Annotated in this window: 15 protein-coding genes and 1 riboswitch; of the genes, 10 read left to right on the top strand and 5 right to left on the bottom strand. The window is 44.7% G+C overall.

The genetic code is table 11. The features are described from left to right. Positions 1-55 precede the first annotated feature (55 nt). The 6 genes from AR334_RS04090 to AR334_RS04065 all read left to right on the top strand — a co-directional run bounded on the left by AR334_RS04090 (position 56) and on the right by AR334_RS04065 (position 6,732). Positions 56-1,267 (top strand): argininosuccinate synthase, encoded by a 1,212-nt coding sequence (locus AR334_RS04090; RefSeq protein ID WP_066305378.1) that lies wholly within the window; start codon positions 56-58, stop codon positions 1,265-1,267. A gap of 65 nt (positions 1,268-1,332) precedes the next feature. Next, on the top strand, positions 1,333-2,709 hold the full coding sequence (gene argH, locus AR334_RS04085) for an argininosuccinate lyase (protein ID WP_066305376.1): 1,377 nt from the start codon (positions 1,333-1,335) through the stop codon (positions 2,707-2,709). A 321-nt stretch (positions 2,710-3,030) separates the two neighbouring features. Beyond that, positions 3,031-3,888 carry a carbon-nitrogen hydrolase family protein gene (locus AR334_RS04080; RefSeq protein ID WP_066305372.1) on the top strand — a complete coding sequence of 286 codons (858 nt, stop codon included), beginning with the start codon at positions 3,031-3,033 and terminating at the stop codon, positions 3,886-3,888. A gap of 11 nt (positions 3,889-3,899) precedes the next feature. Continuing rightward, entirely contained in the window at positions 3,900-4,562 is a 663-nt protein-coding gene (locus AR334_RS04075) for a GNAT family N-acetyltransferase (protein ID WP_066305370.1), read from the top strand. 41 nt (positions 4,563-4,603) lie between these two features. Continuing rightward, on the top strand, positions 4,604-5,275 hold the full coding sequence (locus AR334_RS04070; protein WP_066305364.1) for a GNAT family acetyltransferase: 672 nt from the start codon (positions 4,604-4,606) through the stop codon (positions 5,273-5,275). Positions 5,276-5,352: 77 nt separating this feature from the next. After that, a riboswitch (SAM riboswitch) is annotated at positions 5,353-5,464 on the top strand. A 65-nt stretch (positions 5,465-5,529) separates the two neighbouring features. Next, positions 5,530-6,732, top strand: coding sequence for a homoserine dehydrogenase (locus AR334_RS04065; RefSeq protein ID WP_066305361.1), 1,203 nt, complete (start codon positions 5,530-5,532; stop codon positions 6,730-6,732). A 405-nt stretch (positions 6,733-7,137) separates the two neighbouring features. On the opposite strand, the gene AR334_RS04060 is transcribed toward AR334_RS04065, so the two are convergent. The 3 genes from AR334_RS04060 to AR334_RS04055 all read right to left on the bottom strand — a co-directional run bounded on the left by AR334_RS04060 (position 7,138) and on the right by AR334_RS04055 (position 8,569). After that, complete coding sequence (locus tag AR334_RS04060; RefSeq protein ID WP_066305352.1) at positions 7,138-7,323, bottom strand: YfhD family protein; 186 nt, start codon at positions 7,321-7,323, stop codon at positions 7,138-7,140. Between the two features lie 115 nt (positions 7,324-7,438). Continuing rightward, positions 7,439-7,570 carry a YfhE family protein gene (locus AR334_RS28715; protein ID WP_082692829.1) on the bottom strand — a complete coding sequence of 44 codons (132 nt, stop codon included), beginning with the start codon at positions 7,568-7,570 and terminating at the stop codon, positions 7,439-7,441. A 99-nt stretch (positions 7,571-7,669) separates the two neighbouring features. Continuing rightward, complete coding sequence (locus AR334_RS04055) at positions 7,670-8,569, bottom strand: TIGR01777 family oxidoreductase (protein ID WP_066305349.1); 900 nt, start codon at positions 8,567-8,569, stop codon at positions 7,670-7,672. Positions 8,570-8,911: 342 nt separating this feature from the next. Between AR334_RS04055 and iscB the strand changes: the two genes are divergently transcribed. Together iscB and recX are read left to right on the top strand one after the other, a co-directional pair. Continuing rightward, positions 8,912-10,264, top strand: a complete 1,353-nt coding sequence (iscB, locus tag AR334_RS04050; RefSeq protein WP_066305345.1) for an RNA-guided endonuclease IscB — start codon at positions 8,912-8,914, stop codon at positions 10,262-10,264. Between the two features lie 41 nt (positions 10,265-10,305). Beyond that, positions 10,306-11,112, top strand: a complete 807-nt coding sequence (gene recX, locus AR334_RS04045; RefSeq protein WP_066307640.1) for a recombination regulator RecX — start codon at positions 10,306-10,308, stop codon at positions 11,110-11,112. A 441-nt stretch (positions 11,113-11,553) separates the two neighbouring features. Here recX and AR334_RS04035 read toward each other — a convergent pair whose 3' ends face one another. Continuing rightward, the gene (locus AR334_RS04035; RefSeq protein WP_066305339.1) at positions 11,554-12,228 is read right to left on the bottom strand and encodes an SDR family oxidoreductase; all 675 of its coding nucleotides are present in this window, start codon (positions 12,226-12,228) and stop codon (positions 11,554-11,556) included. 73 nt (positions 12,229-12,301) lie between these two features. Between AR334_RS04035 and AR334_RS04030 the strand changes: the two genes are divergently transcribed. Further along, a complete protein-coding gene (locus AR334_RS04030; RefSeq protein ID WP_066305337.1) occupies positions 12,302-12,625 on the top strand; it encodes a YfhH family protein in 324 nt (107 codons plus the stop codon). Between the two features lie 49 nt (positions 12,626-12,674). On the opposite strand, the gene AR334_RS04025 is transcribed toward AR334_RS04030, so the two are convergent. Beyond that, positions 12,675-12,851, bottom strand: coding sequence for a small, acid-soluble spore protein K (locus AR334_RS04025; protein ID WP_066305329.1), 177 nt, complete (start codon positions 12,849-12,851; stop codon positions 12,675-12,677). A 127-nt stretch (positions 12,852-12,978) separates the two neighbouring features. Here AR334_RS04025 and AR334_RS04020 point away from each other — a divergent pair, with 127 nt between their 5' ends. Continuing rightward, the gene (locus AR334_RS04020) at positions 12,979-13,248 is read left to right on the top strand and encodes a YfhJ family protein (RefSeq protein ID WP_066305327.1); all 270 of its coding nucleotides are present in this window, start codon (positions 12,979-12,981) and stop codon (positions 13,246-13,248) included. Positions 13,249-13,257: the final 9 nt, after the last annotated feature.

Here is a 13,257-nt window from a genome sequence, read left to right as displayed (position 1 = left end):
AATAATACCTATGATTGAATAATAATACGAACCCAAGATGGTAAGGAGCGTTACAATGGCAAAGGAAAAAATCGTGTTAGCCTATTCAGGCGGTTTAGATACATCTGTTTCGGTGAAATGGATTCAGGAGAAGTATGGTTATGACGTAATCGCGTTAGGGCTGGATGTTGGCGAAGGTAAAGACTTGGAAGCTATCAAAAATAAGGCATTGAACGTCGGCGCCATCAAGGCGATCATGGTGGACGCTAAAGAAATGCTTGCTAAAGAGTATATTTTACCAGCCTTAAAGGCTAATTGTTTATATGAAGGAAAATACCCAATATCTTCGGCATTATCAAGACCATTAATTTCCAAATTATTGGTTGATGTTGCGGAACAAGAGGGCGCTGCCGCTGTAGCCCATGGCTGTACCGGCAAAGGAAACGACCAAGTTCGTTTTGAGGTTTCCGTTCAAGCGTTAAATCCGAGCTTAAAAGTGGTGGCACCGGTCCGTGAATGGGGCATGACCCGTGACGAGGAAATCGCGTATGCCGAACAAAATGGGATTCCAATTCCGGTAGATTTGGATAATCCGTTCTCCATTGACGCAAACATTTGGGGACGTGCCTGCGAGGCGGGGGTTCTAGAGAATCCATGGGCCGAAGCACCTGAAGCGGCTTACGACTGGACGAATCCAATCGAATTAACTCCTGATGCCGCGGAGTATGTGGAAATTGACTTCGAACAGGGAGTTCCAGTTGCCCTTAATGGCGAAAAATTACCGCTTGTTCAATTAATTGAAACGTTGAATACACTTGGCGGTAAACACGGTGTCGGTCGGATCGACCATATTGAAAATAGATTGGTAGGAATCAAGTCACGTGAAGTTTACGAGAATCCAGCAGCGGTAATTTTAATCAATGCCCATAAGGAATTGGAATTTTTAACATTACCGCGTGAGGTTACCGAATTTAAAACCCAGATTGACCAGAAAATGGCGAAAATCATTTACGACGGACTTTGGTATTCACCATTAAAAGCTGCATTAGATGCATTCATTGAAGAAACACAAAATGTGGTGTCAGGTACCATTCGCGTTAAGCTTCATAAAGGCAATCATACCGTTGTCGGCCGCAAATCTCCGTACAGCCTCTATAATGAGGAATTGGCCACGTATACAAAAGGCGATGCCTTTGATCATGATGCGGCGGTTGGTTTCATCAAGCTTTGGGGACTGCCGACGAAGGTTTATTCCGAGGTAAATAAGAAAGAGTCAGTTTTAAAATAGGAATCGGAGCGGAGTGCCCTCGAAGTTTTATGTTCGGGGGCTCCATCTTTTAGGAGGATTTTTAAATGTCAAAGTTATGGGGCGGACGTTTTACAAAGGAAACTAACAAGCTGGTTGAGGAGTTCACAGCATCGATAGCCTTTGACCAAAAGCTGGCTAAAGAGGATATCGCCGGGAGCCTTGCCCATGTTCAAATGCTTGGCGAATGTGGCATCATCCCATTGGAAGATGCCGAAAAAATTAAAGCAGGCTTGTTGACGATTAAGGAAAAAGTCGACCGCGGCGAAGTGGAGTTTTTGGTCGAAGACGAGGATATTCATATGAATATCGAGAGACAATTAATTGAAGAGATTGGGCCTGTTGGAGGCAAGCTTCATACCGGACGCAGCCGGAACGATCAGGTTGCCACCGACATGCATCTCTATTTGCGGACAAAAACAACTGAGCTGATTAAATTGGTTGAGGATGTCCAGAAGGCGATCGTCGGTCAGGCGAAGGAGCATGTGGAGACACTGATTCCTGGCTACACCCACCTGCAACGTGCCCAGCCGGTATCGTTCGCCCATCATTTAATGGCATATTTCTGGATGTTCCAGCGCGATAAAGAGAGATTGCTGGATTCATTGAAACGGGTCAATTGGCTGCCGCTTGGTTCTGGTGCTTTGGCTGGGACAACTTTCCCGATTAAACGCGAGCTGGTCGCCGAGCAGCTGGGCTTTGAAACTGTCTATCCGAATAGTATGGATGCCGTCAGCGACCGTGATTTTATCCTTGAGTTTCTCTCGATTGGCTCGATTATCATGACCCATATTTCCCGATTGTCGGAGGAATTCGTGATTTGGTCAAGCCAGGAATTCCAGTTTATCGAACTTGATGACTCGTTCTGTACCGGCTCAAGCATCATGCCGCAGAAAAAGAACCCGGATGTGCCGGAACTACTTCGTGGGAAAACCGGCCGTGTATATGGCAATTTAGTAGGCTTGTTGACGGTGCTAAAAGGGTTACCGCTTGCGTATAACAAGGACCTCCAGGAAGACAAGGAAGGCATGTTTGACACGGTGGAAACACTGGAAGGGTCATTGAAGCTGCTGGCACCGATGATAGAAAGTATGACCGTTCGGAAGGATGTCATGCGCAAAGCGATCAACAATGATTTCTCTAATGCGACCGATATTGCCGATTACTTGGTCACCAAAGGCCTTCCGTTCCGTGAGGCCCATGAAGTGATTGGAAAAATTGTTTTATACGCCATCCAGTCCGGCAAGTTTTTGTTGGATTTGAGCATGGATGAGTATAAGGAATTTAGCGCGCTGTTCGGGGACGACATTTACGAGGTTTTAGCTCCGGAGAATGTTGTAGCGGTACGGAATAGCTTTGGCGGGACTTCACCGGAGCAGGTTCTTGCGCAGATTAAGTTGGCAGAGGGAAAACTGGGGCAATAAATTTTTGACCACCTTTGTTAGAGGTGGTTTTTTTAATGGCGTGACGTACAAAAAGAGTTAAGAATGAGGATTTGGGCACGGAATATGTGTTTTTTGCAAAAAAATGGTAACACAAAGACACTTCCAGCACTTTTTCATGCAGTTTTGTCTTTAAGAGGCTGTCTTAAAGACTTTTTGCATCCGTTTTTGTAGTGTTTTGTCTTTTGAATTCCATATAATGGAAACTAATATAAAAAAACGCTTTTCATTTGTATTCCCTCCCTAAATAGTAGATAATTTCCATTAGAAATTAACAAACCACCTAACAAGGAGGCTACGCAAATGAAACTGAGAGTATCCGCAGTCCAGTACCATCTTCACACAATAAAATCCTTCGAGGAATTCGCCGCCCAGTGCGAGCATTACATAAAAACAGCCGAGGAATTTGGGGCGGAATTTGTCCTGTTTCCGGAATTCTTTACGACCCAGCTACTGTCCATCGGCAACGGCCAAGGACAAAGCCTGACCATTAACGACCTGCCAAGCTTTACTGAGCAATACAAAGAGCTGTTCACCAAGTTCGCCAAAGAAACGAACATGCATATTATCGCCGGAACGCATGTCATCGAAAAAGACGGAAAACTGTACAATACGGCGCACCTTTTCTACCCGGACGGCAGAATCGGCGAGCAGGCCAAGCTTCATATTACCCCAACCGAAGTCAAAGAATGGAATATGGCGCCAGGTGACTCATTTCAAATTTTTGAAACCGAGAAGGGGAAAATTGCCTTGCTTACTTGCTATGATATCGAATTTCCGGAAATCGTTAGGATGGCGAAGGCCAAAGGCGCGGACGTGATTTTCTGTCCATCCTGTACCGATGACCGCCACGGCTTCCACCGCGTTCGCTATACCAGTCATGCCCGGGCCATCGAAAATCAGGTGTATGTCGTCCTCACTGGGACCGTTGGGGCGCTGCCTACCGTGGACTTCATGCGTGCCAACTTCGGCCAGGCTGTCGTCATTACTCCTAATGACATCCCGTTCCCGCCGCAGGGCATTCAGGTCCAAGGGGAAATCAACGACGATATGGTTGTCACTGCTGACCTCGACCTTGAACTGCTGTACGAAGTAAGAGAGCGTGGCTCTGTCACCACCTGGCGTGACCGCAGAACGGATTTATACACAGACTGGCAATAGGGGTGAGGCCGATGTACCGAAGTGAATTTTACGTTTATGACCAAGACCGGCCGCTGCCGATTTGCATCCGTAATTACACGAAGGATGATTTTGACCAACTCATCGCGATTCAGGCGGAATGCTTCCCTCCACCGTTTCCCTCGGAATTGTGGTGGAATAAAGAGCAATTGATCAACCATGTTACCCGTTTTCCAGAGGGGGCTTTGTGCGTTGAAATCGATGGTGAACTGGCCGGGTCACTCACAGGTCTAGTGGTTGACTTTGATCCAAATGAACTCAACCACAACTGGGAGGAAATCACCGACCACGGATACATCCGCAACCATAATCCGAACGGCAATACACTGTACATTGTCGACATTAGCGTCCGACCCAAGTACCGCAAGCTTGGGCTCGGCAAACTGATGATGCAGGCCATGTATCATGTTGTCATTGAAAGAGGCTATGACCGTCTGCTTGGCGGCGGGCGGATGCCCGGCTATCACAAGTTTGCGGAAAAAATGACAGCGAACGAATATTTGTCTGCCATCATCAATGGCCAGCTAAAGGACCCGGTGATCAGCTTTTTGCTGCGCTGCGGCCGCGTGCCGCTGGGTATCGCTGAGAACTACCTTGATGACGAAGAATCCTGTAACTACGCAGCATTAATGGAATGGAAAAATCCATTCAAATAGCGTGTTAACAATAGGCAAACAATTAGGAGGTCCGAAAACCAATGGAATACAAACGTATTACGAGTATCTATGACCAAAATTTTAAAAAACTTCACGATCTAATGGGGAAAATTTTCCCGCCGGAAGAGGTTTTGGAATATGACCTGTGGAAGGAGCCGCTCGAGGACCCATCGATCCGAGTATTCGTTGCTATCAACAACGACGAAGTGGTCGGTGCAACCGAGTACCGCTATTATCCCGACTGGAACATTGCGATGACTGATTTTACGATCATCAGCAAACCGGGCTTGAGCCTTGGCCGTTTCTTGGCGCAAAACCGCCTGAAAGACCTGCAGCAGCTGGCAAAAGAAAATGGCAAAGAATTATTTGGCATGTTTGCCGAAATTTATGACCCATACCGGGTAGAGCACCATCAGTTTGGCGGCGTCAAGGTGATGGATCCGTATGTTCGCCGTGAAGTGCTGTCACACCTAGGCTATAAGCGTCTGGACCTGAACTATGTCCATCCTTCATGGGAAAACAATGGGGAAGCCGTCTCAGGTCTCGACCTTTGCTTCATGCCGACCAATGAAGAGGTTGACAAACTCCCGGCAACTCTTGTCAAAGACTTCCTGCCGACGTATTACTCTGTATTGTCAAACAAACCAAAGGAATGGCTGGATATGGTCGAAAAACTAAGCCAACAGGAATCCATTCCATTATTGCCACTTTAACTATTGACTTTATTGGAAGATTCAGCTAATATTTTTTTTATAACTTACAAAATGAATGAAAATTTAAAAATATAAATCTCTTATCCAGAGAGGCGGAGGGACTAGGCCCGATGAAGCCCGGCAACCTTCAAGGTATTCCTTGAAAAGGTGCTAATTCCTGCAGGTTATCTTTAACCTGACAGATAAGAGGAGGACTATAACGCCCTCTTCTTATCGAAGGGGGTTTTTATTTTTTATAAAAAGGAGGGAATGAAATGGCAGTGTTAAAGGTGGCTATTCTCGGTTTTGGTACGGTGGGAGAAGGGGCTTATCGGACGATTATTTCCCACGGGGACGAGTTGGCTGGTGTTTTGGGGAAAAAGGTGGAAGTGGCTGCCGTTCTGATCAGAAATAAACAGAAGAAAAGGGATATTGCGCCGGACGTATTACTCACCACAGACTTCGAGGAAATCCTGCAATTGCCGCAGCTCGATATTGTGATTGAGGCAATCGTTGACAAAGAGCCGACTTTTACCTACTTAAAGCAGGCAATCGAGCGCGGCTGCCACATCATTACCGCCAATAAGGAAATGTTTGCCCACCATGGAAGCGAACTCCAGGAGTTGGCTGAGAAAAACAACGTTTCTATCGGCTTTGAAGCTACGGTGGCCGGGGGCATTCCAGTTATTCAAACCTTAAGGCAATTGTTAAAAATTAACCGTGTCCAACAGATTCAAGGAATCTTAAATGGGACGTCGAATTTTATCCTGACCGAAATGCGGGAAAAGCAGCATTCATTTGCAGAAAGCCTGGCACAGGCCCAGAAAAATGGCTATGCGGAGGCAGACCCAACCAATGACGTTGAGGGCTTTGATGCTTTTTATAAAACGATGATTCTGAGCCGAATCGCCTTTGGGGAAGAGCCCGAATGGCCTAAGGTAGAACGTGTGGGTATCACCGGTATCACCAGCGAATTGATTGATGCTGCCACAAAACTGGACCTCCGCTTTAAACATGTTGCCAGCCTGTCGAAGGAAGCAGGACAAATCAAGGCCTCTGTGAAACCGGTACTAGTTGGCAATGAGCATCCCTTTTATCATGTCGAAGGGGTTGAAAATGCGGTCAATGTGTACTCCGACATTGTCGGTCGGATTACCCTGCAGGGACCAGGCGCCGGAATGTTCCCAACGGCTAGTGCGGTCATTGAAGATTTGGTTTACGTCTACCAAAACCGTTCCGCGAGGAAAAAGTACGCGCAAACCACGACAGAATATTGTGAGCAGAATGAGGAAAAGAAACAAGAATTGTGGTTAGTTCAAGGTCTTCATGACATACTGCCTACTGTGACAATCATTGATGAAGTCGGAAACGGAATCAGGGTCATCAAGGCAGCCAAATCCGATTTGGAGCAGCTGGAGAGTATTCGCTATTTTGCGATTCTCGGAGAAGTTGAACAGAAAGAAGCAGTGGTGGTTTAAATAACTTCGGGTTTATAACATAACCACATTGGTTAGTTCACAATCTAGTCAAATTTCCACCATAAATATGTTAAAAAACTGTGAAATCCGTTGTTTAAAAGGGGTCCTCGGAGTATAGTAAAACTATAGACAAGAGTGGTAAGCCAACTTGATCTATGGGAATTACAGCAGTGCTGAGTTCTAGCCGTTTTAATAACGGATACCTCTCTTTAGAACTCATGATTCATATGATTTCCCCCTTTTTTCATTATAAAAGAAGCAGGAATCCTGCTTCTTCTTTTTTTTGGCAAAAGATTAGTCCCCTCGCCGGTCCCGCCGGTTGGAAAGCCTCGATTTATTTCGCTAATGCCTTGGCAGTCCGCCGCCTTTTTCTAAGTAATAGACAAATTAGCGTCGTAATCAGCATTATTTTTTCCGATTTCTTACGCGCTGATTGGCGGCATTCGCCCGTGCTTGGGCCTCCATATCCGCTCCGTCAGCCATTTCTTTAGAGAATTCTACATCATGCCCGTCGGATTTCATGTTTTTCGGCACCTGTGGAAGTGAAGCTTTATTTTTGTCACGAGTCTTATGTCCGTGTGAACGGCCCATGAAAAAAACCCCTTTCAGTTGGTTGCTGGTGGAGCCGTAAGAAGCTCCCCTTAATAGCTTTACCAAATAGAAGGGGTCCATTAATGGAAAAAATTAATTAAGTTTTATGATCTTATTATCTGCCCTTACGATTTGAATAGCCGCCGGCGCGGTCAGCCATTTTAAATTCATGGCCATAGGCCACTTCTTGCATGCTTGTTAAATTTGTACGTTCACGATCCTTATTGCGCTTTTTGTTTTCAGACATCATGATTCATCCCTTCCAAATTTATTTTAAGCAGGTAAAAATGGTACATCATGTACACGTTTCCATTTTTGCCTTTTAAAAAAGGAATGATACCGTTTTTTAAGAAAATATATTTTTTAACGCAATTTTTAATTCGGTATATTTAAAATCATAGCCATGTTTTAACAATTCATTTGGCAGCACTCTTTGTCCTTCGATAACCAATGTGCTCATCTCACCTAACAAAATCCGAAGCGCAAAACCCGGAACCGGAAGCCAATGCGGCCGCCGCAGCAACTCAGATAATGACTTGCCAAACTCGTTCATTGTCACTGGTGCAGGGGCAGTAAAATTCACTGGACCATTGAAATTCCGGTTTGCCATTACAAATTCAATGCCTTTTACCACATCTTCAATATGGATCCAGGACATCCATTGCTTCCCAGAGCCCATTGTCCCGCCGATAAAGGCTTGGTAGGGAAAAATCATTTTCGAAAGCGCGCCCTCACGTTTGTCCAAAATGATCCCAAACCGGCAAAAGACCGTCCGCACTCCCAATTCTTCGGCTTTAGCCGCTTCCTGTTCCCACGCGATAACTGTTTTTGATAAAAAATCCTCCCCAGAGCCTGGATCCTTCTCAGTAAACGTTTTATCCTGCGATGTTCCATAAAACCCAATCGCGCTGGCATTAATGAAGGCTTGAGGTTTTCGCTTCATTTTAGTCATGATGCTTAAAAGTTCTCTGACTGCTGCCAGTCTGCTGTCCAAAATTCTTTTCTTTCTTTGGTCAGTCCAGCGCCCGCTATTAATCGATTCACCAGCCAGATTAATAAAAATGTCGGTACCTTCCAGCGCGGAAGCCGGATTGGAATGTTCCGTAAGCCACTGGACATAGCGGAATTTTCCCGTTCCGTTAGAAGGCTTTCTGGTTAAGACAATAACCTCATGACCATTTTGCACCAAATCCCTGACCAAAGCTTTACCGACAAATCCCGTTCCCCCCGCAATTGCTATCATCATTTCAGCTTCGTCCCCCCTTAAAAATATTGTATAATATTTTTAAGAAGAATATGGCAAAGTCAACTACCCACGCCCCAAAAAAGCGGGGGCTTGTGAAAGTAAGCCCGCAGTTGTCCAGTTTCAGTTTCTTTTAGGAAACTACGTTGGTTTGGTCATCATACCCAAGGATACTTCCCTAGTCCTTGGCTCTATGGAATCTCATTAAAAGCAAGCAAGGGTGTTAGCGAGCGGTGTGGGATTCACGACAAGCCTGTCCAACCCTAACGAAGGGAACAGCCTTACGGTTGTGTTACCCGTGCAAACGGAGAAAGATTCACAATCTTTAAAAAGGAGCCGAGTCGGATGGTCTTTGTGTTAAATGCGAATAAACAACCGTTAAACCCTTGCCATCCTGCAAAGGCAAGAAGGTTACTCAAGAAAGGGAAAGCCGTAGTTCATAAGAAGTTTCCGTTTACTATTCGATTAAAGGATAGGAAAGATATTTCTTTGAATCAACAAACCTATCGAATCAAAATGGATGTTGGTTCCAAAATAACAGGAATCAGCATCATGAAGAAGAATGAAGTGGTGTTCTTAGCGGAACTCCACCACAAAACAGACATCAAACAAAAGTTAGAAGCCCGTCGTTCTTATAGAAAATCAAGACGGAATCGTAAGACCCGTTACCGTCAAGCTAGATTTTTGAACCGTAAACGGTCCGAAGGGTGGTTGCCCCCTTCCCTACAGTCGAGGGTGGACAATGTAATTTCATGGACTAATCGGTTGAAAAAACTAATTCCTTTGACAGATATCAGCTTAGAATTAGTCAAATTTGATACTCAAAGGATGATGAACCCTGAAATCAGCGGGCTTGAGTATCAAAAAGGGACCTTACAAGGATACGAAGTCCGAGAATATCTTTTAGAGAAGTTCGGTTGGCAATGTGCTTATTGCGGAACCAAAGATGCTCCATTGGAAATTGAACACGTTTATCCGAAATCAAGGGGAGGTTCCGATCGAGTCAGCAACTTGACTCTTGCCTGTCGAGAGTTTAACGAGGAAAAAGATACCTTAACCTTGGATGAATGGGCAATCCAATTAATCAAGAAAAAGGATAAGCGGAGCAAACGAATTTTATCCAGTTTTGACCCTATCAAAAAACAGTTACAGAAACCTTTGAAAGATACTGCAGTTGTCAATTCAACCCGTTGGAAACTTTATCAAATGCTTTTGACCACTGATTTAAAGGTGGAGTGTGGAACCGGGGCAAGAACAAAAATGCAACGGATACAACATGAATTTCCTAAGGAACATTACTACGATGCGGTTTGTATCGGAGAGTCTACTCCTTCCACCCCAATACACTTTAAAACTAACTATGTGTTACAAATCAAAGCCAAAGGACGAGGCTCAAGGTATCGATCGGGAACAGATAAATACGGTTTTCCTATCCGTCAGTTACCGAGAGTCAAAATGATCCATGGCTTTATGTCGGGAGATATGGTCAAAGCGATTGTGCAGAGAGGTAAATATCTGGGAACTTGGTTCGGGCAAATTGCTATGCGTTCCAGTGGTTATGTGGATATCAAAGATATGACCGGAAAGCGAATAGCACAAGGGATTCAGGTAAAATGCTGTCAGCTTGTACAGCGTTTTGATGGATATTGCTATTTTATAAACAAACGAAAGGAGTCGGCAATTCCGCACCATGTGTGAACGGTGGGGTTTCCTTGCAGATTTATGGTGAAGTGAACAAGATGGGCATTATTACAAAAATAACCACCCAGCAAAAAAATCAGGACCGCTTTAATGTGTTTATGGACCGGGGAAGCGGCGAGGAATTTGCCTTCAGTGTCGACAGCGATGTGTTGATTAAGTTTCAGCTGAAAAAAGGCATGGAAATCGATGAGTTTTCATTAATGGAAATTCAGTATCAGGATGATATTCGCAAGTCCTATAACCTCGCGATAAACTATCTCGCACGAAGGATGAGGGCTGAAAAAGAAGTCCGCGATTATCTGCAGAAAAAAGAGGTGGAAGAGCCGGTCATCCACGAGGTGCTGCATAAACTAACAGCCCAGAAATATCTCAATGATGAAGAATTTGCTTTGGCCTATGTCCGGACCCAGGCCAATACGACGGACAAGGGGCCGGATACCGTCAAGCAAGAACTGAAGGAAAAGGGAATCAGCGAGCAAATTTTGTCCAATGCCCTGAGGGCGTTTCCATTGGAGCAACAAATCGAAAAAGCGGTCAAAATTGCCGGAAAATTTTTCAATAAAAACTCCAAGGAGTCAATGCGCATCCAAAAGCAAAAGCTTGAACAAACGCTGCTTCGAAAAGGGTATTCCTTTGAAGTCATTCAAATCGCCATTAGCGAAACCGAAACGGATAACGGGGATGAGGAAATGGAGGCAATCCGCTTCCAAGGGGAAAAGGCACTTCGGAAATACAGACAATTGAGCGGGTATGAATTTCAGCAAAAAATGAAGCAGGCCTTATATCGGAAAGGCTTTTCGATGGATTTAATTGAGAAATATCTTGGGGAACTTGAAAATTCCTAAGGGTAATAGGGATGTTTTAAAAGACAAATAGGCGTGGATAGCTGCGAAAGTGTCTAATAGCCGGTTTCTAAGAGACAAAATAGGCGAGGACAGCGCGAAAGTGTCTAATAGAACGCCTCTAATAGACAAAACAGCTAACTTTCTTGCAGAAATGTCTTTTAGGGAACTGATGAAAAACAAATTATTTAGGAACCTGGTCAAAGTGTCCTTCATTAATCCGATGAAGTACAAAAGCCACCCAGAGAACCTGCAAAATGTACTTCATCAAGCCGATGAAGTACAAAAACCACCCAGAGAAACTGCAAAGTGTCGTTCATCAATCCGATGAAGTACAAAAACCACGCAGAAAACCTGATAATGTACTTCATCAAGCCGATGAACGACAAAATCACTAAAATAGCGGAACAAAATGTCTTTCCTCTACTGATAAAACGCGCAATATTATTTTTTGCTTTCAATAATAATCGTATCCTGGTCGATCTGTACCATTATAACTTCAGCTACGGATTTGGCTGACGGCAGCCGGGATGGGTCCTTCACATAGTCACCTGCATCCCAAAATGGGGTATTCATGCCGCCCATGTAGACTGCATTAAATTTGATATTGCTGCCTTCATACTCCTTCTGCAGTGCTTCGGTAAAGCCGCGGACAGCGAATTTGCTGGCACAATAAACAGCCTCATTAACTTTTCCGCGCAAACCGGCCGTTGAAATAATATTCATGACCCGGCCTTCACCCTTGTCCACCAACAATGGCAAAACAGTTTTCGTCACGAGAATGGTACCGATTACGTTTGTATCGAGCATTTCGTTTATTTGCTTTTCGGAAATTTCCACGAACGGTCCGAAATGGCCCACCCCCGCATTATTTACAACACCGTGAATATCATATTTTTTGCCGGCGTTGCCAATTACCCTCGAAACCTCTTCGCCATTGCTAACATCCAACTGAAGGGTATCGGCACTTCCGCCGCTGGCCTCAATTTCGTGTTTCACTCCGGTTAATTTTTCAACTGTTCTTCCTGCCAGTAAGATATGAAAGCCTTTTTGTGAAAAAAGCAGGGCGAGTTCCTTCCCCAATCCTGAACCCCCGCCTGTAACGATTAGTGAATTCATAGTAGCCTCCGTTAATACTTTATTAATTTTACAAAAATAATTATACTAAAATAAAGAGAAGGGGTGAACGAGGATGCAGCAGGAGAAACGATATAGTGAAATGACACAGCATGAACTGCGGCAGGAAATAGCCAAACTACAAGAGCAAGCGCGTAAAGCGGAGCAAATGGGGATGGTAAATGAGTTTGCCGTGCTCGAACGCAAGGTACATATGGCTCGTGCTTACATGCTTGACCCAAAAATGTTTAATCCGGGCGAAATTTATGAAATAGAGGGTGCACCTGGCGAATACTTTAAAATCGAATATTTAAATGGCGTTTTTGCCTGGGGCTACCGCCTGAAAGGTGACGGAAAGGAAGAGGCGCTGCCGATTTCTTTGCTTAAATCGCTGAAATAGTGGTTTGACAAGCCAGAGGCAGGTATCTCTGGCTTGCCGTAATTACAACCTATTTCCAAACCTGCGGTGATTCATCATCGCGCTCGCCTGATGCGCGCATCCGCTCCTGAGGATGTGTGTTGATGGTGCCGTCCGCTCGACGGGATGCGTATTCCGCTTTCGCGCGTGGCTCTCCCTCGAGCTTGTTATTATTTTGATTCGGGAAACCGGTCTGTTTATTTCTCATGCTGTACCTCCATTAATGGACTCCAGAACGTGAAAAGCAAAGGTGCGGTTCAATGCTTAACACGTACCATTAGTATGGACTTTATTTTTTTCCTTATGTTAAAAGAAAATGGCAAAGGGGCTTATTGATGAACGACTATCATGAAAAACTGACCAAGCTGCTGCTTGAAAAAAATGACCAGCTCTCCTATAACCAAGCCAGGACTTGGGTTGAACTTCTGTGGGAGGACTTTGAAACCACATCTGCTCGTGCTGGTCAGGAATACATGGGCAGCGAAATGACCGAACGGATTGTCAAACAGTGGATTGAAAATTATGGGGACAAGCTTCATGAATTTGCGGCAACGAATCCTAAATTTGAAAAATACTTTGATCAATCGGACAAAATGCTTCATTAAAACAAAAAC

The sequence above is a fragment of the Bacillus sp. FJAT-29814 genome (assembly GCF_001510715.1).
GTDB lineage: Bacteria > Bacillota > Bacilli > Bacillales > Cytobacillaceae > Neobacillus.
Note: the sequence above shows the minus strand (reverse complement) of the source record. Positions and strands in the feature narration are given on the sequence as shown.